This is a genomic window from Rhizobium sp. FKL33 (genome assembly GCF_005222915.1).
Lineage (GTDB): Bacteria > Pseudomonadota > Alphaproteobacteria > Rhizobiales > Rhizobiaceae > Rhizobium_E.
Genome location: NZ_STFX01000001.1, coordinates 148,209 through 170,125, shown reverse-complemented (window position 1 = coordinate 170,125; position 21,917 = coordinate 148,209). Strand labels below are relative to the sequence as shown.

Annotated in this window: 21 protein-coding genes; 13 read left to right on the top strand and 8 right to left on the bottom strand. The window is 62.4% G+C overall.

What is annotated here, in order from left to right; all coding sequences use genetic code 11:
• The first annotated feature begins 27 nt into the window (after positions 1-27).
• From E8Q41_RS00825 to E8Q41_RS00765, 13 genes are all read left to right on the top strand, one after another.
• Complete coding sequence (locus E8Q41_RS00825; RefSeq protein WP_137153595.1) at positions 28-1,290, top strand: extracellular solute-binding protein; 1,263 nt, start codon at positions 28-30, stop codon at positions 1,288-1,290.
• A gap of 47 nt (positions 1,291-1,337) precedes the next feature.
• Positions 1,338-2,213, top strand: coding sequence for a sugar ABC transporter permease (locus E8Q41_RS00820; protein ID WP_246660041.1), 876 nt, complete (start codon positions 1,338-1,340; stop codon positions 2,211-2,213).
• 8 nt (positions 2,214-2,221) lie between these two features.
• On the top strand, positions 2,222-3,055 hold the full coding sequence (locus tag E8Q41_RS00815) for a carbohydrate ABC transporter permease (RefSeq protein WP_137153593.1): 834 nt from the start codon (positions 2,222-2,224) through the stop codon (positions 3,053-3,055).
• A 3-nt stretch (positions 3,056-3,058) separates the two neighbouring features.
• Positions 3,059-4,120, top strand: a complete 1,062-nt coding sequence (gene ugpC, locus E8Q41_RS00810) for a sn-glycerol-3-phosphate ABC transporter ATP-binding protein UgpC (RefSeq protein ID WP_137153592.1) — start codon at positions 3,059-3,061, stop codon at positions 4,118-4,120.
• Between the two features lies 1 nt (position 4,121).
• A complete protein-coding gene (locus E8Q41_RS00805; RefSeq protein WP_137153591.1) occupies positions 4,122-4,451 on the top strand; it encodes an L-rhamnose mutarotase in 330 nt (109 codons plus the stop codon).
• Positions 4,452-4,462: 11 nt separating this feature from the next.
• Positions 4,463-5,455, top strand: a complete 993-nt coding sequence (locus E8Q41_RS00800; RefSeq protein WP_137153590.1) for an aldo/keto reductase — start codon at positions 4,463-4,465, stop codon at positions 5,453-5,455.
• Between the two features lie 260 nt (positions 5,456-5,715).
• Positions 5,716-7,146 (top strand): calcium-binding protein, encoded by a 1,431-nt coding sequence (locus tag E8Q41_RS26085; protein WP_137153589.1) that lies wholly within the window; start codon positions 5,716-5,718, stop codon positions 7,144-7,146.
• A 184-nt stretch (positions 7,147-7,330) separates the two neighbouring features.
• Complete coding sequence (locus tag E8Q41_RS00790; RefSeq protein WP_137153588.1) at positions 7,331-8,491, top strand: ABC transporter substrate-binding protein; 1,161 nt, start codon at positions 7,331-7,333, stop codon at positions 8,489-8,491.
• Positions 8,492-8,610: 119 nt separating this feature from the next.
• Positions 8,611-9,612, top strand: a complete 1,002-nt coding sequence (locus tag E8Q41_RS00785) for an ABC transporter ATP-binding protein (protein WP_137153587.1) — start codon at positions 8,611-8,613, stop codon at positions 9,610-9,612.
• Entirely contained in the window at positions 9,609-10,550 is a 942-nt protein-coding gene (locus E8Q41_RS00780; RefSeq protein ID WP_137153586.1) for an ABC transporter permease, read from the top strand. Before E8Q41_RS00785 ends, E8Q41_RS00780 begins: the two co-directional genes overlap by 4 nt.
• Positions 10,540-11,355 (top strand): ABC transporter permease, encoded by an 816-nt coding sequence (locus E8Q41_RS00775; RefSeq protein WP_137153585.1) that lies wholly within the window; start codon positions 10,540-10,542, stop codon positions 11,353-11,355. The genes E8Q41_RS00780 and E8Q41_RS00775 overlap by 11 nt, the downstream gene beginning before the upstream one ends.
• A 25-nt stretch (positions 11,356-11,380) precedes the next feature.
• Positions 11,381-12,805, top strand: coding sequence for a gamma-aminobutyraldehyde dehydrogenase (locus E8Q41_RS00770; protein WP_137153584.1), 1,425 nt, complete (start codon positions 11,381-11,383; stop codon positions 12,803-12,805).
• Positions 12,806-12,859: 54 nt separating this feature from the next.
• Positions 12,860-13,744 (top strand): MBL fold metallo-hydrolase, encoded by an 885-nt coding sequence (locus E8Q41_RS00765; protein ID WP_137153583.1) that lies wholly within the window; start codon positions 12,860-12,862, stop codon positions 13,742-13,744.
• Between the two features lie 3 nt (positions 13,745-13,747).
• Here E8Q41_RS00765 and E8Q41_RS00760 read toward each other — a convergent pair whose 3' ends face one another.
• The 8 genes from E8Q41_RS00760 to E8Q41_RS00725 form a co-directional block, all read right to left on the bottom strand.
• A complete protein-coding gene (locus E8Q41_RS00760; protein WP_246660030.1) occupies positions 13,748-14,869 on the bottom strand; it encodes a fumarylacetoacetate hydrolase family protein in 1,122 nt (373 codons plus the stop codon).
• Between the two features lie 26 nt (positions 14,870-14,895).
• A complete protein-coding gene (locus tag E8Q41_RS00755; RefSeq protein WP_137153581.1) occupies positions 14,896-15,666 on the bottom strand; it encodes an enoyl-CoA hydratase/isomerase family protein in 771 nt (256 codons plus the stop codon).
• Positions 15,663-16,805: an extracellular solute-binding protein gene (locus tag E8Q41_RS00750; protein ID WP_137153580.1), complete on the bottom strand. Its 1,143-nt coding sequence runs from the start codon at positions 16,803-16,805 to the stop codon at positions 15,663-15,665. The genes E8Q41_RS00755 and E8Q41_RS00750 overlap by 4 nt, the downstream gene beginning before the upstream one ends.
• Positions 16,805-17,560: an SDR family oxidoreductase gene (locus E8Q41_RS00745; RefSeq protein ID WP_205910347.1), complete on the bottom strand. Its 756-nt coding sequence runs from the start codon at positions 17,558-17,560 to the stop codon at positions 16,805-16,807. Before E8Q41_RS00745 ends, E8Q41_RS00750 begins: the two co-directional genes overlap by 1 nt.
• Positions 17,557-18,738, bottom strand: coding sequence for an aldose 1-epimerase family protein (locus E8Q41_RS00740; RefSeq protein WP_137153579.1), 1,182 nt, complete (start codon positions 18,736-18,738; stop codon positions 17,557-17,559). Before E8Q41_RS00740 ends, E8Q41_RS00745 begins: the two co-directional genes overlap by 4 nt.
• 76 nt (positions 18,739-18,814) lie before the next feature.
• Positions 18,815-19,729 (bottom strand): sugar phosphate isomerase/epimerase, encoded by a 915-nt coding sequence (locus tag E8Q41_RS00735; RefSeq protein ID WP_137153578.1) that lies wholly within the window; start codon positions 19,727-19,729, stop codon positions 18,815-18,817.
• Between the two features lie 26 nt (positions 19,730-19,755).
• Complete coding sequence (locus E8Q41_RS00730; protein WP_137153577.1) at positions 19,756-20,847, bottom strand: Gfo/Idh/MocA family oxidoreductase; 1,092 nt, start codon at positions 20,845-20,847, stop codon at positions 19,756-19,758.
• Between the two features lie 12 nt (positions 20,848-20,859).
• The gene (locus tag E8Q41_RS00725) at positions 20,860-21,915 is read right to left on the bottom strand and encodes an ABC transporter ATP-binding protein (protein WP_137153576.1); all 1,056 of its coding nucleotides are present in this window, start codon (positions 21,913-21,915) and stop codon (positions 20,860-20,862) included.
• Positions 21,916-21,917: the final 2 nt, after the last annotated feature.

The window sequence follows — 21,917 nt, the reverse complement described above, 5'->3', positions numbered from 1 at the left end:
CGGCATCACCTTTGGGAGGAACACGACATGCTGAAGACCATGAAGGCGCTTTTGATGGGCGCGTCGCTGGCGGTGATCGCCGGCCAGGCTCTATCCGCCGAACTGACCGTGTGGGATTGGAAATCGGGTGACCCAGCCACCGCGAGCTTTTACCAGAAAGCCAAGGAGCTGTTCGAAGCCAAGCATCCCGACGTGACGATCAATTACGTCATGCAGCCCAACGACCAGTATTATACGCTGCTCGGCACCGCGCTGTCGTCGAATTCCGGTCCCGACCTCTTCCTGATGAATGGCGGCGCCCAGGCCAAGGCGCGATTTCCGGCGCTGGTGAAGCTCGACGACAAAATCGATGACATCAGGGATGATCTCGTCGGCTGGGAAGAGTTTTCCGACAAGAGCGGAATCTACGCCATTCCGCTCTCCATTCAGGGCTTTGTCGTCTATTACAACAAGAAGCTCTATCAGGACGCCGGTCTCGATGCCGCCAAGCCGCCGAAGACCTGGGCTGAGCTGTCCCAGATGTGCGACGCCATCAAGACCAAGGGCGAGGTTCCCTGCTTCGCCATGGGCAACAAGGAAGGCTTCGGCATCGAATTCTGGTTCTCGGCGCTCGCCGCCACCCAGTGGACGTCAGATCAACAGGCGGACTTCGCCGCCGGCAAATTGAAATGGTCGAGCGAACCGGTAAAGTCCATCCTCGAGGCCTGGGTGGACGCCAACAAGGCCGGCTGGTTCCCGCAGGGTGCCAATTCCACCGCCAAATTCATGGACGAATATGAAGGTTTCATGCGCGGCGAAGCAGCCAACACCATCGGTCTGATTTCCGACGTCGCCCATTGGAAACAGTTCGACGAATTCCTCGGCGCGGAGAATGACGGCGTCTACGCCATGCCGTCGCCCAGTGTCGCCTCGGACAAGAAGGAAGGCGAACCCAAATTCCCGCTGGCCGGCGGCATCGGTTACGGCGTCAACAAGGCGTCGACCAATGTCGATCTCGCCGTGGAGTTCGCCAAGGTTCTGGCCTCGCCCGAACCCGCGCAGATCTTCTTCAACGACGCCGGCGCGATTTCCTCCAACACCAAGGTCGACACCGCCGTGATTCAGAGCCCGGCCGGCATCGCCATTCTCGGCATGATGGGGTCTTCGGGCGCGCCTATGGCGCACGCCAATGCAACCGCCAAGGAGCTCGAGGAAATCCATCGCGTCAGCCAGCTTCTGCTGAACGGCGAGACGACGGTGGATGAAGCCGTCGCCAAGATGGACGCCGTCCAGGCCGACGCGCACAAGTAATCACGACATTCGCGCCGGGGGCGACCCCGGCGCCCGCAATGCAAGGGATGACACGCGTGGGCAGCGCTACAGAAAGACGCATCGCTTACCTGTTCATCGCGCCGGCGATCCTGCTGGTCGCGCTGTTCAGGATTTTTCCGCTGATATGGGGCTTCGTCCTGTCGTTCTTCGACACGGACGGCATGTCGACCTTCACCTTTGTCGGATTCGACAATTACGTCGCCATCGCCTCCGACAGCGCCTTTCGCGACAGCGTCGAAAACACACTGATCCTGATCGCCACCCTCCCGGTCTGGGTGGCGCTGCCGATGGTGCTCGCCATCCTCATTCATCAGGGCGTGCCGGGCGGCCGCTTCTTTCGCGCCGTCTATTTCCTGCCCGCCGTGCTCTCCTCCGTCATCGTCGGCTCGATCTTCAACATGGTGCTGCGTTACGACGGCAGCCTGAACGCCATGCTGAAAGCGGTCGGCTTTATCCCGGTCGATTGGCTCGGCTCGGGCTGGACGGCGCTGTTCTGCCTGTTTGCGGTGCAGCTCTGGTCGACCTTCGGCATGAGCCTGCTAATCTTCATGGCGGGCCTCTCCACCGTGCCGAAGGAACTGGTCGAAGCTGCGCGGCTCGATGGCGCCAAGCCGCTGCAGGTCTGGATTCACGTCATCATCCCGGCGCTGAAGCCAATCATCGAATTCGTCGGCGTTGTCACCACCATCGGCGCGCTGACCTCGATGTTCGGCCTCATCTATGTTCTCACCGCCGGTGGCCCGGGCACATCGACCGCGCTGCCGGAATTCCTGATCTGGCTGGAACAGGGCAAGATGAACCGTCCGGGCTATGCGGCGGCGATCTCGATGCTGCTGTTCTCGCTGATGGCGGGGCTCGCTTACATCCAGATCAAGATCATGTCCAAGAACGCCAATCTCTGAGGATCGCCATGGCCATTTCCGGAAAACGCGAAAAGACGCTGCTCCGGCTCGCGTCGATCCCGATGTGGGCCCTGGCGCTGACCTGCCTCTACCCGATCTATTTCGCCGTCAACAATGCGCTGAAGACCGACAAGGGCTATATTCTCAACCGCTTTTCGCTGGTCAACGACCCGACCGTCATCAATTTCATCAATGCCTGGAACCGGTCGAAGCTGTCCGAATACTTCCTCAATTCCGTCGTCACCACATTCGGGGCGGTGGCGCTGCTGCTGCTCGTGTCGTCGTTGGCCGGTTTCGCCTTCGCCATGCTGCGCTTTCCCTATCGGAAACTGCTGTTCATGGTGGTGCTGGCCTCGCTGATGATCCCAGTGCAGGTGGTGCTGGTGCCGTTCTACCGCACCATCGTCACGCTCGATCTCGTCAACACGCGCATCGGCCTGATCATTTCCTACACGGCCTTCTTCCTGCCCTTCTGCGTCTATCTCATGACAGCCTTCTATTCCGGCCTGCCGCGCGAACTGGTCGAGGCGGCGCGGATGGACGGCGCGAAACTCCTGCAGATCTGGTGGCATGTGATGCTGCCGCTCGGCCGTCCCGCGCTGATCACGCTCGGCATTCTCAACACGCTCTATTGCTGGAACGACGTGCTGATCTCGCTGCTCGTGCTGCAGAAGGAGCGTACGCTGATGGTCGGCATCGCCGCGCTGAAGGGCGAATACACCACCAATGTGCCGCTGCTGATGGCCGGCATCGTCATCGCCGCGGCGCCCATCGTTCTCATCTACCTCGTTTTCCAGCGGCGCATCGTCAATGGCATCGCCACCGGCGCCGTGAAGGGTTGAACCATGCATCAGATCGAACTCGCCAACGTCACAAAGTCCTATGGCGCAGCTCACGTCATCCATGGCGTGTCCATGCAGATCGAACGGGGCGAATTCACCGTCTTCGTCGGCCCGTCCGGCTGCGGCAAATCCACTCTGCTGCGCATGATCGCAGGACTGGAAGAGATCACCGGCGGCGATTTGTTCATCGGCGGCGTCAGGATGAATGACACCGAGCCTTCCGAACGCGGCGTCGCCATGGTCTTCCAGTCCTATGCGCTCTATCCGCATATGACGGTGGCTGAAAACATGAGTTTCGGCCTGCGCATGGCGAAAGCGCCCAAGGCCGAGATCGAGGAGAAGGTGGCGCGCGCCGCCGGCATCCTGCAGCTCACGCCGCTGCTCGACCGCAAGCCCGCAGCGCTCTCCGGCGGCCAGCGCCAGCGCGTCGCCATCGGCCGGGCGATCGTGCGCAATCCTGATGTCTTCCTGTTCGACGAGCCGCTCTCCAATCTCGACGCCGAACTCAGGGTGCAGACACGGGTGGAGATCGCCAAGCTGCACCAGACGCTGAAGAACACCATCATCTACGTCACCCACGACCAGACCGAGGCGATGACGCTCGCCGACAAGATCGTCGTGCTGCGCGCCGGGCGCGTCGAGCAGATCGGCTCGCCGGTGACGCTTTATGAGGATCCCGACAATGCTTTCGTCGCCGGCTTCATCGGCTCGCCGCGGATGAATTTCCTGCAGGCCGCAGTTTCAGGAGATGGCGCGCGCATCGAATTCGCCGGGATCTCCATGCCCTGCCCGGCTCTGTCGGCGCCGCTTGCACCGTCGACGACACTGCTCATCGGCCTCAGGCCCGAACATCTCGACGAAGCCGATGGCGTCGCTTTCCCGGCACGGGCGGATGTGGTGGAGCATCTCGGGGCTACGGCCTATGTCCACGCCGCCCTGCCCGATGGCGCTGTCGTGGTGGCGGAAAAGCGCAAGACGACAGCGCGCGTCGGCGACATGATCGAGATGCGCTTCGACACCCTCAACGCCCGCTATTTCACCCTCGACGGCGACCGGATTCGCTGACATGGCCAAGATGGGCATGGCCATCAGGCTGAAGCCTGACATGGTGGATACCTATAAGCGGCTCCACGCCTCGCCCTGGCCGGAGATGGACGCGGCGCTGAAAGCGGCCCGTCTCCGCGATTATTCCATTTTTCTCAAGGAGCCGGAGAACCTTCTGTTCGGCGTCTGGGTTTATGACGGAGACGATTTCGAGGGCGATATGAAACGCCTGGGAGATCTCGATGTCGTCAGACGCTGGCTCGCTCTCACCGATGTGTGCCAGACGCCGTTCGACACGGCGGCGCCGGGGGAATGGTGGTCGTTCCTGCCCTGCGTCTATCATCTGGATTGAAAGGACACGCCATGAAGACCCGCCGCGTCGGCAAGACCTCGCTCAAGATTTCGGAAATCGGTTTCGGCTGCGCGCCGCTCGCGGGTCTTTACCGGCCCTGCTCGGAAGAACAGGCGCGCGAGGTGCTGCAGACCGCCTGGGACGCCGGCATCCGCTATTTCGACACCGCGCCGCATTATGGCGCGGGGCTATCGGAGGAGCGGTTGGGCAAATTCCTGGCCGACAAGGCGCGATCGGAGGTGGTGATCTCCACCAAGGTCGGCCGTCTCTTCACGCCCGTTCCCCGTGAAGACGCCCCCGACTACGGCTTCGTCGACGCCAACCCCGCCGTCATGCGCTATGATTACAGCCGCGACGGCATTCTCCGCAGCCTCGAGGAAAGCTGCAAACGCTTGGGCGTCGACCGGTTCGACATCGTCTTCGTCCATGACATCGGCCCCTACACCCATCAGGAGCCAGACAACTCCAGACATCTCGATGATTTCCGCCGCAGTGGCGGCGCGGCGCTCGAGGAGCTGAAGGCGCAGGGCGTCATCGGCGCCTGGGGTCTCGGCGTCAACGAGACCGCGGTCTGTTTGGACCTGATGGGCGATTTCGATATCGACGTGATTCTGCTCGCCGGTCGTTACACCCTGCTCGACCGAACGGCGGAGCGCGAGCTGCTGCCGCTGTGCCGAGCGCGCGGAACGGCGCTGGTGATCGGCGGCGTCTTCAATTCGGGCATTCTCGCCACTGGCCCCTCGCCCGAAGCAACCTTCGATTACGCGCCGGCGTCCGACGACATCCAGAATCGGGTTGGAAAAATGAAGGCGCTTGCCGAACAGAGAGGCGATGATCTGGCGACGTTGGCGCTGCAGTTCCCTCTATCGGAATCAAGCGTGGCGAGCGTGCTCATCGGCACAGCAAAAGCCTCCAGCCTGATCCGAAATTTGCAGAGTCTCGCTCATCGCTTCGGCGCCGAAATCTATGCGGACTTCGATCCTTTCAGCCTTCGGATCGGCTGAAATCGATATGATGATAAAAAATGTCATATTTTATGGCCTTGAAACCATCGTAGTTGTTGACTGAAATATTCATGTTTACTAGAAACCCCGCCGGAGCCGCCGAGGGGTTGCTCCCGCGGCCTTGCCAGAGCGCGACCACGCGCTGAGATCCGCGCCTCACCCAAAAAAAGATTCAGCGGCCCGGCTATGCCGGCGCGCCGCCCCGTCGCTCGCGCGCCGTCCGCGGCCGGGGCGCTCTGGGGACGTGCAAGGAGAGAAAAATGGCAGACATGATCACGGTAGACGCCAGCAATCTGGAGTCGTTCAACTACGCAACTTACATTACCGAATATTTCGCGAGTCTGGGCGCAACCGCAGGCGCCTCCACTTGGTATCCTGACTATACCAACGCAGAGCAAGTGGGTTTTCGCTATTCGGCTGACGAGACCAGCGCGCAGGTCGTGCTGGAAGGCGATCTTTCCTACAGCGCCGGGATCTATGGCACGCTGACTGGCTTCACGCTCGGCAATTACACGAGCGAGACGACGACGGATGAGAACGGCGCGTTGACGGGCGTCGTTGCCGGGCTTGTCGTGTCCGGCATGGATATCACCCAGGACACCGCCAGCACCGACGTGACCACGAACAAACTCTACGCGCTTTACCGCGCCCTGCAGCGCGGCAATGTCGTGGGTGACCGGGACCTCGACGGCGATGGCACGGTGAGCGAGACTGAGAATGTCGACTACATCTATTCCGTGCTCGCCTCCCAGGCGCAGAATTTCATCGGATCTGCCGGCGTCGACGTCTATACGGGCACCGCGTATGACGATGTGATCGCGGGCAATGACGGCGCCGACAGCCTGACAGGCGGCGACGGCGATGACTCGATCGACGGCGGCGCCGGCGCTGACGCCATGGCGGGCGGCCTCGGCGACGACAGCTATGTGGTGGACGACTCCAGCGATGTCGTGACCGAAGACGCTGATAGCGGCTCTGACACCACCACAACAACGATCAATCACTACCAGATCGCCGCCAATGTCGAGACGCTGGTTCTTTCCGGCGATGTCGCGGTTTATGGCTACGGCAATGACTCGGCCAATTCGATTGTGGGCAGCAGCATCGGCAACGTGATCTACGGCATGGCTGGCGCTGACACCCTGTCCGGCGGCGCAGGCGCCGATACGCTGGATGGCGGCGACGGCAAGGATACGATCGACGGCGGTGTGGGCGATGATACGCTTTCGGGCGGCGCTGCCGCCGACACGCTGACGGGCGGCAATGGCAAGGACACGCTGTCTGGCAACGCCGGCAATGATGTGCTCACCGGCGGCAACGGCGCAGACGTGCTGACCGGCGGCGCTGGCGTCGACACGCTGTCTGGCAACGCAGGCGCAGACACCTTCGTCTTCTCGCTCACCGATACCTCCGCCGGTCGGACGAACGCCGACACGATCAAGGACTTCAACGGCAAGCAGGGCGATATCATCGATCTCAGCGGCATCGACGCCAATGAGAATCAGGATGGCGATCAGGCTTTCTCCTTCATCGGCAGCGATTCCTTCTCCAAGCATGCCGGTGAACTGCGCACCTACACCTTCGGCGGCGAGCGTTATGTTGCTGGCGACAATGACGGCGATGGCAAGGCGGACTTCACCATCCACATCGACAGCGCCGTCAACTTCAAGGCCGATTTCTTCGACCTTTGAGCGGCTCAAAATCGCAAGACTATGGTGGGGATGGCTGGTTGCCATCCCCATTTTCGTTTTTGGAAGACTTGAGCTTCTGATTTCGGAAATTCCGATAGCGATATTCTTGATAATAAATTTGCGAATGCCGCAAAACTTTGGCTCAATAGCGACGGGAACATAAATCACAAACGGGAGAACGACCATGAAGACCTTCTTGAAGTCCACGACCGCTCTCATGCTGGGCCTGTCCGTCTCCGGACAGGCGATGGCCGCCGAAATGCTTAAGGAAATCGGACCCGGCGAGGGCCAGGTGTCGATCGTCGCCTGGGCCGGTTATGTCGAGCGCGGCGAAACCGACAAGAATTACGACTGGGTGACCGCTTTCGAAAAGGAAACCGGTTGCAAGGTCTCCGTCAAGACCGCCGCCACCTCCGACGAAATGGTGACGCTTATGAACCAGGGCGGTTTCGACCTCGTCACCGCCTCGGGCGACGCCTCGCTGCGTCTGATCGCCGGCGGCAAGGTGCAGCCGATCAATGTCGACCTGATCAAGAGCTGGTCGACCGTCGATGATCGCCTCAAGGATGCGCCTTGGCACACCGTGGACGGCAAGCACTACGGCACGCCCTATCAGTGGGGTCCGAACGTGCTGATGTACAACACCAAAGTGTTCGGCGATAAGGCTCCGAAGAGCTGGTCGGTGGTGTTCGAAGAGCAGAACCTGCCCGACGGAAAGACCAATAAGGGCCGCGTCCAGGCCTTTGACGGCCCGATCTATATCGCCGACGCCGCGCTCTATCTGAAGGCGCACAAGCCCGAGCTCGGCATCAAGGATCCCTATGAGCTCAACGAAGAGCAGTATGCCGCCGTCCTCGAACTGCTCAAGGGCCAGCGCAAGCTGATCGGCCGCTACTGGCACGACGCCATGGTGCAGATCGACGACTTCAAGAACGAAGGCGTCGTCGCTTCCGGCTCCTGGCCGTTCCAGGTCAACCTGCTGGCAGCGGAAAAGCAGCCCGTCGCCTCCGTTTTCCCCGAGGAAGGCGCGACCGGCTGGGCCGACACGACGATGCTGCATGCCGAAGCCGCGCACCCCAACTGCGCCTATATGTGGATGGAGCATTCGCTCTCGCCCAAGGTCCAGGGCGATCTCGCCGCCTGGTTCGGCTCCGTGCCGTCAGTTCCGGCCGCCTGCAAAGGCAATGCGCTCCTGACCGATCAGGGTTGCGCCACCAATGGCTTCGACAATTTCGAGAAGATCAGCTTCTGGAAGACGCCGACCGCCAAATGCGCGTCGCAGGACGCTTGCGTGCCGTATAGCCGTTGGACCTCGGACTACATCGAAGTGATGGGCGGCCAGTAAGCCGCCCTCTCCCGCCGCCTTGGCGGCGGATCGCCCCATTCCTCCGCCCCTTGCCGGGGCGGAGCAAGCGCAGGGCATGGCCTTGAGGCCGCAATTCTTTCTATGACGGAGACTTCATTATGGTAGCGGCTGTATCCTTCCGCGCCGTGTCGCGCCATTTCGGCAGCGTCAAGGCGGTCGACGGGGTCGATCTCGACATCGCCGAGGGCGAATTCTTCGCCATGCTCGGGCCCTCAGGGTCAGGCAAGACCACATGTCTCCGGCTGGTGGCCGGCTTCGAACAGCCGACCGGCGGCGAAATCTCCATTTTCGGCGAGAGCGCCAATGGCGTGCCGCCGTGGAAGCGCCAGGTCAACACCGTCTTCCAGGACTACGCGCTCTTCCCGCATATGACGATCCTCGACAATGTCGCCTATGGGCTGATGGTCAAGGGCGTCGACAAGACGACGCGGCTGCGCGAAGCCGAGAAGGCGCTGGAGCTCGTCAAGCTCGGCGGTTACGGCGGACGCAAGACGGGACAGCTGTCAGGCGGCCAGCGTCAGCGCGTGGCGCTCGCCCGCGCGCTGGTCAACAAGCCGAAAGTGCTGTTGCTCGACGAGCCGCTCGGCGCGCTCGACCTCAAACTGCGTGAAGCCATGCAGGAAGAATTGAAGGCGCTGCAGAAGAGCCTCGGCATCACCTTCATCTTTGTGACCCACGATCAGGGCGAAGCGCTGTCGATGGCCGACCGCGTCGCCGTGTTCAACAATGGCGGCATCGTCCAGGCCGGCACGCCCGAGGACATCTACCAGCGTCCCAAGGTGAAATTCGTCGCCGATTTCGTCGGCTCTTCCAACCTCCTTCCGCCGGCGACCACCGAGAAACTGATCGGCCAGCGCCGCTGGTCGAGCCTGAGGCCGGAGATGATCGGCCTCGGCGACGGCGGCGCGGACAATGCCGTCCTTTCCGGTCAGCTCGCCAACCGCGCTTTCCTCGGCTCGGTGACCCGCATCGCGGTGGATGCAGGCGATGTCAGGCTGCACGCCAATCTCGCCCCGGGCGCTCACGTGCCGGGCGAAGGCGAAGCGGTGACGCTCAGCTTCCCGAAATCCGCCCTTCACCTTCTGGATGACGCGGCATGACCAGCGCGGCGGTTTCTCCCTCCCAGGATGGCGTGATCAGCCGGGCTTCGGCGACGCTGTGGCGGCGGCCAAAATTACTGCTCGCGCTGATGCTCGCCCCGCCGCTGCTCTGGCTCGGCGTCATCTATATCGGTTCGCTTCTGACGCTGCTGCTGCAGAGCTTCTTCATGCTCGACGATTTCACCGGTCAGGTGAAATACGAGCTGACGCTGTCGACCTATGGCGAACTGTTGCGGCGGTCCAACATCGACATCATCCTCCGCACCGTCACCATGGCGGCGCTGGTGACCGTGGCCTCGGCCATCATTGCCTTCCCGATTGCCTATTTCGCGGCGCGTTACGCCAAGGGCAAATGGAAGGCGCTGTTCTATCTCGGCGTGATGCTGCCGCTCTGGTCGTCCTATCTCGTCAAGATCTACGCCTGGAAGATGATCCTCGCCAAGGAAGGCATCATCAGCTGGGCGTTCGAGAAGATCGGTCTGAGCTTTCTGCTCGACGCCTATCTCGCTCTGCCCATCGTCGGCGGCACGTCGCTGTCGATCAGCTTTACCGGCACGTTTCTCGTCTTTGTCTATATCTGGCTGCCCTATATGATCCTGCCGATCCAGGCGGCGCTCGAACGCGTGCCCGGCAATCTGATCGAGGCCTCCTATGATCTCGGCGCAGCGCCGGGGAAAACCTTCCGGCATGTGCTGTTGCCGCTCGCTTTGCCCGGCATTGTCGCAGGCTCGATCTTCACCTTTTCGCTCACGCTCGGCGACTACATCATCCCCGGCATTATCGGCTCGTCGAGGCTGTTCATCGGTCAGGCCGTCTATACCCAGCAGGGCACGGCCGGCAACATTCCGCTCGCCGCCGCCTTCTCCGTCGTGCCGATCGTGATCATGGGGATCTATCTCTGGGTCGCCAAGAAGAAGGGAGCCTTTGATGCGCTCTGATCGTCTCAACGCGGCCCCCACTGGCCTCAAGATCGCCGCCGGCGCCGGCCTGCTCTTCCTGCAGCTACCGATCCTGTTGATCTTCGTCTACGCCTTCACGACCGAAGAGAAGAGCTTCAAATGGCCGCCGCCGGGCTTCACCCTGCAATGGCTCGGCAAGGCCTGGGACCGGCCCGATGTCTGGGCGGCGCTGACGCTGTCGGTGCAGGTGGCCGCCATCGCCACGGCCATCGCGCTGGTGCTCGGCACGCTCTGCGCCGCAGCCGTGTCGCGGGCGAATTTCTTCGGCAAGGAGGCGATCTCGCTGCTCGTCATCCTGCCGATCGCGCTGCCCGGCATCGTCACCGGCATCGCGCTGCGCTCCGCCTTCGGCATCATGGAGATCCCCTTCTCCTTCTGGACCATCGTGCTGGGCCACGCCACCTTCTGCGTCGTGGTGGTCTACAACAATGCGGTGGCGCGCTTCCGCCGCCTGTCCGGCTCGCTGATCGAGGCGTCCTACGATCTCGGCGCCAATTCCTTCCAGACCTTCCGCTATGTCATCCTGCCGAATATCGGCACGGCGCTGATGGCGGGCGGAATGCTGGCCTTCGCTTTGTCCTTCGACGAGGTGATCGTCACCACCTTCACCGCCGGCCAGCAGGAGACGCTGCCGATCTGGATGCTCGAAGAACTCATTCGTCCGCGCGAGCGGCCGGTCACCAATGTCGTCGCCATGTTCGTCGTGCTGGTGACATTCCTGCCCATCCTGGGCGCCTATTACCTGACCCGCGACGGCGCCGAAACCGCCGGCGCCGGCAAATAACCCGGCAATCAAGAGGGAGAACATCATGGATACCGAATTGCTGATCGGCGGAAAGTTCGAAGCTGGCACGGAAACCGAGGAACAGATTCTCAACCCGCGCACCGGCGAAACCATCGCCGCCATTCCCGAGGCCTCGACCGCCCAGATCGACGCCGCCGTCGACGCCGCCGAGACCGCTTTCGTGCAGTGGTCGGAAACGACGCCCGCCCAGCGCGCCGGCTATCTCCTCAAGATCGCCGACGCCATCGAGGCCGACGCGCTCGGCTTTGCCACGCTCGAATCGCTGAATTGCGGCAAGCCGATCAATGCGGCGCTGAACGACGAAATCCCGGCCATCGCCGATTGCTTCCGCTTCTTCGCGGGCGCTGTCCGCAGCCAGCATGGCCCTGTCGCCGGCGAATATCTGCCGGGCTTCACCTCGATGATCCGCCGCGACCCGATCGGCGTCGTCGGCTCCATCGCGCCGTGGAACTATCCGCTGATGATGACCGCCTGGAAGCTCGCCCCCGCGCTCGCCGCCGGCAATACCGTGGTGTTCAAGCCGTCTGAGCAGACGCCGCTGACGGCCCTGAAGCTCGCCAAGGTTTTGGCCGATATCCTTCCGGAAGGCGTGGTCAATGTCGTGCTCGGCCGCGGCGAGACCACCGGCAATCACCTGATCAACCATCCGAAGATCAAGATGGTGTCGATCACCGGCGATGTCGCCACCGGCAAGAAGGTGCTGGTCGCCGCCTCCAAGACCGTCAAGCGCACGCATTTGGAACTGGGCGGCAAGGCCCCGGTGATCATCTATGACGACGCCGATATTCCGGCCGCCGTCGAGGCGCTGAAGATCTTCGGCTTCTACAATGCCGGACAGGACTGCACCGCCGCCTGCCGCATTTACGCGCATGAGAAGATCTATGACCGCTTCGTCGCAGATTTCGGCGCCGCCGTCTCCAGCATCCGCTTCAACCAGGCCGATGACGCCGAAAACGAAATGGGGCCGCTGATCTCCAAGCGTCAGCGCGATCGCGTCGCGAGCTTTGTCGAGCGCGCCGCAGAACTCGGCCATATGGATGTCGTCACCGGCGGCAAGCTCGGCTCGGATAAGGGCTTCTACTATCAGCCCACCGTGGTGGCCGGCGCGCTGCAGGATGACGAAATCGTCCGTCGCGAAGTGTTCGGCCCCGTTGTCTCCGTCACCCGCTTCAATGACGACACCGATGTGATCGGCTGGGCCAATGACAGCGATTACGGCCTCGCCTCCTCGGTCTGGACCAAGGATGTCTCCAAGGCGATGAAGGCGTCGGCCAAGCTGCAATATGGCTGCACCTGGGTGAACACCCATTTCATGCTGACCAACGAAATGCCGCATGGCGGCGTCAAGCAGTCCGGCTATGGCAAGGATATGTCGATGTATGCGCTTGAGGATTACACCGCCGTCCGCCATGTTATGATCGCTCACTGATCACAACAGCTCTCCCCGCGTCCACGCGGGGAGATCCCTTCCGCGGAGGCTCCCATGCCCGATCTTGCCGAGACCATGCGCGTGTTCGAGCCCTATCCGGGGCTTTTTGCATTTTATGACGGCCGCATCGCCGGCAAGCGGCTGCATTCGGAGGAGGAAAACTGGCTCGACGACGGCGCCTATGGCCTGGGTATCGCAGCCTATGCGCTGGTCGACGGGGCCGAGGCCATCGTCTATGACAGCCACACCAGTCTCGATCACGCCCGCTTCATGCGGCGGTATCTTGAAGAGGCGGGCGTGACGAGGATCCGCCTCGTGCTGAGCCACTGGCACACCGACCATGTCGCCGGCAACGAGGTCTTTTCAGATTGCGAGATCATCGCGCTCGGATTAACGGCGCAGGCCATGGAAGAGCATCGCGCGGAGTTGGAAGGCGGCTCGCCGCCGATCTCGCCGCTGGTGATGCCGACGCGCCTGTTCGATAAACGGCTCGATCTCACACTCGGCGATCGGCGCATCGAATTGCATCACTTCAACATTCACAGCGCCGATGGCTGCGTGCTGTGGCTGCCGGATGAAGGCCTGCTGCTCGCCGGCGACACGCTGGAAGATACGGTGACCTATGTGTCGGAACCCGAACATATCGACACGCATATCGCAGAACTGTCGCGCATGGCCTTGTGGCCGATCCGCCGCATTCTGCCCAATCACGGTGATCCCCGACGCATCGCCGAGGGCGGCTACAAGAAGGGCCTGATCGACGCCAACCGCGTCTATCTCGAAAGGCTGATCGATCCGCTCGACCGCCGCATCGCGGCGTCCTCTCCGCTGGTCGATTTCGTCGCCGAGGATTGCACCCGCGGCGCCATCCTCTATTTCGAGCCCTATGAGGCGGTCCACCGCCGCAATGTCGAGGCGGTTGAGAAGGTCCACGGCTGACGTTTAGAGCAGTCCGCGCTTGGCGAGATTGGCCATCAGGGCGCGGACGCCGAATGTCCAGGGCTTGCATTCCGTCGACAGCCGCACGGTGTTGGTCAGGCTGCCCAATTCGGGATTGGCGATGGTCACCACGTCGCCGAGCTTGTGGGTGAAGCCTTGGCCCTTGTGATCGCGATCCTCGACGGGCGCGAACAGCGTGCCCATGAACAGCATGAACCCATCCGGATATTGATGATGCCGGCCGATGGTCTGGCTGACGAGATCGAGCGGATCGCGACTGATTTCCTTCATCGAGCTCTTGCCGTCGAGCACATAGCCATCTTCGCCTTCCACCCGAAGCGTCAGGTCGGCGTTGCGGACATGATCGATGGAGTAAGTCGCGTCGAACAGACGGATGAACGGGCCGATCGAGCAGGAGGCGTTGTTGTCCTTGGCCTTGCCGAGCAGCAGCGCCGAGCGTCCTTCGACATCGCGCAGATTGACGTCGTTGCCGAGCGTCGCGCCCTGCACCACGCCCTTGGAATTGACCGCGAGCACCACTTCCGGCTCGGGATTGTTCCATTTGGAAATCGGATGCAGGCCGACCTCGGCGCCATAGCCGACGGATGCCATGGGCTGGGCCTTGCTGAACACTTCGGCATCAGGGCCGATGCCGACTTCGAGATATTGCGACCAGACGCCTTCCTCGATCAGCGCCGCCTTGACCTTCATCGCCGCGTCCGAGCCGGCCTTCAGGTTGCGCAGGCTGTCGCCGATGATCGACGTGACGCGTTCGCGGATCTTTTCGGCCAGCGCCGGATTGCCTGCCGCTTTCTCCTCGATCACGCGCTCGACCATGGAGCGGGCGAAGGTCACGCCGCAGGCCTTCACCGCCTGGAGATCGCAAGGCGCAAGAAGCAGGCCTTGGGCAGCAGCGTCTTCGAGCGACATGACCGGCGTTCCCGGATTGGCGGCGAGCCAGGCGACGGGATCGTCCATTTCCAGCAGATCGCGCATGGTCGGCGCCGCCTTCGAGGTCACGTCATGCAGCATGCCGTCGCGCAAGCTCACCAGCGCCGGGCCATCCGCGGCCTCCAGCCAGATCCGGCCGACAAATGTTCCGCTTGCAAACTGTTTCGCAGTCAAATTCACAATCCTCACTCCCTGCATTCTCAGCGCCGCCGGAACACCGGTGGCCGCTTTTCCTTGAAGGCCGCGCGGCCCTCGGTCGCGTCAGCCGTGGCGAAGCAGATGGTCTGCAAATCGCGCTCATATTCGATAGCCTTTTCGACCGGCATCGAAAAGGCGGCCTTGAGATTGAGCTTGGCCGTTTCCGCAGCGATCGGCGCCCGCGCGGCGATGGTTTTCGCCAGCGCCCTCGCCCGCGTCATCAGCTCCGCTTGGCTTACGACTTCGCTGACGAGGCCCCAGCCGAGCGCGCGCTCGGCGCTGATCGGATCGCCGGTCATGATCATCAGCGCGGCGTTCGACGGGCCGACGGCATGGGCGAGATGAACCGCCATGCCGCCGCCGCCGATCCAGCCGAGCTTGATCTCGGGCGCCGCGAACTGGGCGTTGTCCGAAGCCAGGCGGATATCGCAGGACATCGCCGTCTCCAGTCCGCCGCCGAAGGCGTAGCCGTTGACGGCGGCGATCGACGGCTTCAGCAGCGCCCGGATCGCATCGCAGTAATCCGGCCGGTTGCGGAACTGCCAGGGCGTCTCATACGCATCGAGCTCACGAATATCCGAGCCCGCGCAGAAAGCGCGCTCGCCGGCGCCGGTGACGATGACGCAGCGGATCGTGTCGCTGTCATTGCATTCGGTGACCGCCGCGACGATGGCGTCGGCCATCTCCGGCGTCACGGCGTTCAGCTTCTGCGGGCGGTTGAGGGTGATGATCGCGATATCGTCCTCGATCTCGAACCTGATATCTTCGGTCATGACGCGTAATCCTTCTCGGGCGCATGTTTTGCAAACAGCGCGTTCAGCGCTGCGATGGCGGCTTTTCCATTGGTTTTGTTGGCGAAACAGTCGCGCAACAGCGCCGAGGCTTCCGTCTGGAAGCGGATATAGCCGTTGAAACGCGGTCGGACATAGGCGCTTTCGAGCGTCGCGGCCGTGTTGCGATAGAACTGGCCCCAGCGCGCATTCACCGCCTCGTCGCTCCAGGCCGACCTGCGCGACGGCTGGCCTTCATGGCCAGGTATGAAGCGCGTTTGCGCCTCCTCACCCATCAGCCATCTCAGATGTTCGATCAGCTCCGGCGTCATGTCGCAACGGCGCGACACGGCGATGCCGGTGCCGCCCAGCGTCGAACCCGGCCGTCCACCAGCCCTGGTCACCGGCGCGTTATGGAAGCCGAGCGCGCGGCCAGCGCTCGGAGCGGAATAATTGACATAGCCATAGATCAGCGGACACAGCGCGACATCGTCGTGCGCCGCCATATGGCCGAGAATACCGATGGGATTGAGCGCGCGCACGGATGCGGGACTGCGGGACGCCAGAAGGTTCATGAGATCATAGACGATCAGGCCTATCTCTTCCGTCACCAGTTGGTGACCATTGTGGCCGGCCTCTTCGCCATAGGCTGCGGCAATCGACAGGAAACTGAGGACCGCATGTGGTCCCGCCAGCGACAGCGCCACCTTGCCGCCGGACCAGGAGAGGTCCACCACCTCTTTCCAGGTCCGCGGCGGCCGCTCCACGAGGTCGGGCCTGAGCGCCATCACCTGCGTTGCGGCATCGAGCGGCAGCGCCCAGGTCGCCCCCTCGTAATGGTAACTCTGAAGGCACGGACCGATGGTCGCCGCGACGATGTCCGCGAGGACGCCAGCGCTGAAAACCTCCTCCAGCGGTCTGAGGCAGGTCTCCGCCACCGCTTCGCCGACATGCGGATGATCGAGCACGACGAGGTCATAGCGCGCGCAGAGATCGGCGATCGGATGGGATTCGAAGCCTTCGAGCGGCTGCTTGTCCCAGACGATGTCGACCAGTCCCTCGGCGCGCGCCTTGTCCGCCGCTGCCGCCAGCGCATTGTAACCCCGGGGATGATCCCAGGTCAGGGCATGATAGCGCTTCATCAATGCATCACCCATCCGCCATCGACATTCAGCGTCTGGCCGGTGATGAAGCCGGCGCCGTCTGAGGCGAGGAACATCAGCGCATTGGCGATGTCGGCGGGCGAACCGCGCCGTTTCACGGCCTGGTGATCCAGCACATGGCGGGTATAGCCTTCCGGATCTGGATGGATCTTTTCCGCGTCGGTCGGAAAGGCGCCCGGCGAAATCGCGTTGACGGTGACGCCATATGAACCGAACTCCCGCGCCCAGGCGCGGGCGAGGCCCACCAGCGCGCCCTTGGACTGGACGTAAGGCGACAGCAGCGCCCAGCCGCCATACAGGGTGATCGAGGCGATATTGATGATCCGCCCCCATTGCCGCGCTTTCATATGCGGCAGCGCCGATTGCACGCAGACGATGGCCGCGTCGACATTGACGCGCTGCACCATCTGATGCTCCTCGATCGTGTAATTCTCGAAGGGCTTGGACGGATAGATCGCGGCATTGTTGATCACCACGTCGAAGCCGCCATGCTTGTCCTGCAGGAAATCGAGTTCCCGCTTCAGGCCCGCGAGATCGGCGAGATCGAAATCGCGCACCAGCAGCCGCTCGGCGTGATGCGCCTTCGCCGCCTCTTCCAGCGCCGCCATCTTTGCGGCGTCGCGATCGATCACCACCACGCGTGCGCCGGCGTCGAGGAAATGCATCGTCGTCTCAAGCCCCAGCCCGCCGGCGCCGCCGGTATAAAGAATGGTCTTTCCGGTCATATCGATCATGCGCGGCCTCCGATCGGCAGATGCTTGCCGGACGGCTGCGGATAGTCCTCATCGGGCTGCGCGGCGATGGCGCGGATGCGGCCTTCGGAACCGGCGATCTCATCAGTGCTGGTGAGGATGCGGAAGGTCGATTGATAGGCGCGCTCGTCGCCATGTTCGAGCCAGATCAGTTCACCCTTTTCCTTCGCATAGCCCTTGCCGAGCACATGGTTGGTAGAAGGCTCGATGCCCAGGGCATATTGGCCAGCCTGCAGATTCTGCCATTCATACTGGCAGGGAAACTGGTCCTTGCGCGTCGTCACTTCGAAGCCGAGGCCCAGCGCATCATTGACCAGCGCCACCGGGACTTCGCCTGCGGCGTCGGCGCCCAGTTCATGCTGCCAGACCTGCTCGTGGAAACCGAGCTGCGGCGCCGGCATCGTGCGATAGCCGACCTTCTGCTTGCGATAATCGTCGCCCGCATGCGCGGCCCAGACCACGTCCTTGATCGGCGCGATGTAACGCGATCCCTCGGACAGCACGGGATGGCCGACATTGATGTGATAGCAATACATATGCGGCGTTCGGTAAAAGCCGCGATTGATGACGCGGTCGGAAATTCGGATGTCGTTGGTCCCCGCAGTAATCTCGATGCGGCGGATGAGCTCCAGATGTTCGCCGAACACCGTGCCCTGGATGACCGAGCCTTCGCACCACAGCACCATCTCGTCGCCGTCCCAACGCTCGCCGTAACCGATGAGCTTACCGGGGATCGTGCCGATGCGGCCATGAATGGAGTGGCTGACCGTCTTGCGCGGCCCATAGACATAGTGATCCGCCGGCTCGTCATGCATGAACAGGATATGGTCGAGCCCGCAGGTCACTATCAGGCCGGAAAAGGAGCGCAGCCAGGCGAGCCCGCCCTCGCCTTCATACTCATGCAGGCCGGGATGGCGGAAACCGGCCGGCGAATGCCAGCCCACCGCCATGCCGCGATAGTCGCAATCGGCGATGTCGAAGGCGCGGTCGATGAGCACGGTGAAGCGCAGGCCCGTGCCGCTTCGAAATTCCAGCATGCGGATGCCGCGCTCAATGCCGTCACCCAACGTCATCAGCCTGACGCCGGCAAATTGTCCGAACGATCCCGCATGCGCCGCGAGGTCACGACGTGACCGCTGGCCGCCATAAAGTTCAACCATGTCTGCATTTCCTTCTTGTCTGTCGCCCTGGTCGGAGGCGACCGGCCGGATCGTCCCCGGCCGGCCTTGTCACTATTCAGAGACCTTGCGCTCTCAGCTTTCCGTCGAGGAATTTCTTGGCGCGCGGCACGTCGGACTCTTCCAGATGCTCGATGATCACCGGAATGTTCGGATGCTTGCGCGCAAGAAGCTTGAGGTAGAGATCGTAGTTCAGCGAGCCCAGGCCCGGAGCCGGCAGTTCGATTTCGCCGACGCCCCGGAAAGTGTGGCTTTCCAACGCGTCCTCATCGCCGATATCGGCATGCTTTTCCGACTTGTCGTCGCCCGAGCGCTTGACGTCCTTGGCATGGCCGATCTTGATCTTGTCCTGCAGCGTGTCGAACACCTGATTGAGGATTTCATCCATGCGATCGATATTGTGGGTCTCGAAATAGTTGGTCGGGTCCATCAACAGGCCGAGGCCGGGGTGATCGACCTGCGCAAACATCTTCACCGTCTCTTCGACCGAGCCAACGACATTGTTCACATAGGTTTCGAGCAGAAAGACCGCGCCGTGATCGTAAGCGAATTGCGACAGATCGGCGATGACCTTGCGGCACTCTTCGAAGCCCTCCTCCGTCTTGTTCTTGGGATGATGCACCCAATCGGAGTCGGTGTTGAAGGTTCCGGTCTCGGAGATCACATAGGGCGTGCCGAGATATTGCGCATGCGCGATGATCTCCTTGAGATAGCCCACCCGCCGCTCGCGCTCGGCCTTGTCGGGATGAATGATGTTGGTGTAGCCGGAAATGCAGCAGATCGGCAGATTGTGATCGCGGAACGTCTCGCGGATCGTTACGCATTTGTCCTTGGTGATCTGCCCGGCCGACAGGTCCAGATCCTTGAAATGCATGTCGAGCTGCACGGTGTTGAAGCCGATGTCGCGGATCTTCTTGGCGGTTTCCTCTAGGCTGTAGGGGAAATAGCCGGTGAAAATACCTGTTTGCATCATGATGGTGATCCTCCCTTTTATGATGGTCAGTCGATGGCGATTTCGGCGAGCTTGACGGCTCGGCCTTCGTCCATGGATCGATAGCCGGCTTCGACCAGCGCCATGGTTTTCACATTGTCGGCGACGTTCAACGCCGGCGTTTCTCCCGTTTTGACGGCATATTGCAGCTGCTCCATCACGCCGATGAAGGCGTGCGGGAACCACATCGTCTCCCAGGTCGGGGTCACCCATTGGCCGCCTGTGGTGGTTTTCGAGGCGTAAGTGAGTGTTGAGGCCGAACCGTCGGGCCAGCCGATCGTGCCCTGCGCCACGCCATCTGTGCCCTCGACCCGCCATTTGATGTAGAAATCGCTGTCGAAGCCCGCCTCGCGCGGCCCGGCCCAGACATCCTCCATCGACACCGCCAGCACATTACCGGGAAACTTGATGGTGGAGACGGTGATGCCGTCCTTATGGGCGAATTGCGTGCGCGGGTCGGATCGCGTCGCGGTGTAGATTTCCTCGGGATCGCCGAACAGGAAGCGCAGCACGTCGAGATGATGCACGCTCATATTGGCGAGCGTCAGCCGATCCAGACCTTCGAGGAATGTCTGCCAATGCGGAATGGCGCGCATGTCGATCGTCGCGATCACCACTTTGCCGAGTTCGCCCTTGTCGAGGATCTGCTTAAGCACCCGCATCGACTGGTCGTAACGCATGTTCTGGTTGACCGAGAGGATCTTGCCGGCGGCTTTCGCCTCGTCGCGCAGCTTGCGCGCCTCGTCGAGCGACAGCGCCAGGGGTTTCTGGGCTAGGATCGCCTTGATATGCGGTTCCTTCAGCGCCGCGCGGATCAGCGCCGGCTGCTGGTCGGGCGGATAGGCGATGTCGAGGATCTCGACGTCGGTATCCTTGATCAGCGCGTCCGGCGTGTCGTGCACCCTGGGAATGCCCCAACGGCTAGCCACGCTCTCGGCGCGGGATCTGGTGCGCGACGCGATGGCCGCCACCGTGAAACCCGCTTCCTTGTAGGCGGCCAGATGGCATTCGGCCATGATCATGCCGGCGCCGATCGCGCCGATCCTGTAGTCTTTGACCCGGACCTCCACATCCGGCTTGAAACCCTTGGCGTCAGCCATGTTCTCCTCCCATCATGCGCCGGCGGGAGCGAGCGCGCGCCCGTCCGGACCAAAAAAGTGAATGCGGCGCGGGTCGCAGCTGAGCGCGACGGCGCTGTCGATCTCGATGCGCGGCTGTCCGCGCAACAGCGCCCGCAAGCGGCCCTCCCCGACCGCAAACGTCACCACCGTGTAGCCGCCGAGCGGCTCGACCTCGAACACGCGGGCGGGCTGTCCCGTCCGGTCCGCGCTCCAGGGTTCCGGCCTGAGATCTTCGGGACGGATGCCGACGCTTGACGCTGCGGGCGGCGCGAGCCCCGCGAGATCGATCGCGCCGGAGGCCGCAGCGCCCGCCTCGATCGGCAGGATATTCATCGCCGGCGAGCCCAGCAGACGCGCGACATAATCGCTGGCTGGCCGGTCATAGATCTCCGAGGGCGCACCCATCTGGCGGATTGCGCCGTGTTCCATGATCGCCATGCGGTCGGCGATCGACATCGCCTCTTCCTGGTCATGGGTGACATAGACAAGCGTATGGCCGAGTTCGCGCTGGATGCGCTTGAGCTCGACGCGGGTTTCCTCGCGTAGCCGAGCATCAAGCGCCGAAATCGGGTCGTCCATCAGATAGGCGGCGGGATCGCGCACCAGAGCGCGGGCAATGGCGACGCGCTGGCGTTCACCGCCCGAAAGCTGCGCCGGCGGCTTGTGCAGGAGATGGCCGATATGCAGCTTGGCCGCCACCGCCGCCACGCGCGCCTTGATCTTGTCTTCCGGCACGCGCCGCTCGACCAGCGGAAAACGCACATTCTCTTCCGCCGACATATGCGGAAAGAGAGCCAGGTTCTGGAACACCATGGCGACATTGCGCTCGGCCGGTGACAGCGCATTGGCGAGCTTGCCGCCGATCAGGATTTCACCCGTATCCGGCGTCTCCAGTCCGAGAATGAGTTTCAGGATGGTCGACTTGCCCGACAGAGGCGGTCCGAAGAAGCAGAAGAACTCATTGTCGGCGATCTCGAAGGAGACATTGTCGACTGCGAGTGTGCTGCCGAACCGCTTGGTGACATTGCGAAATGCGATGCTGGCCATGA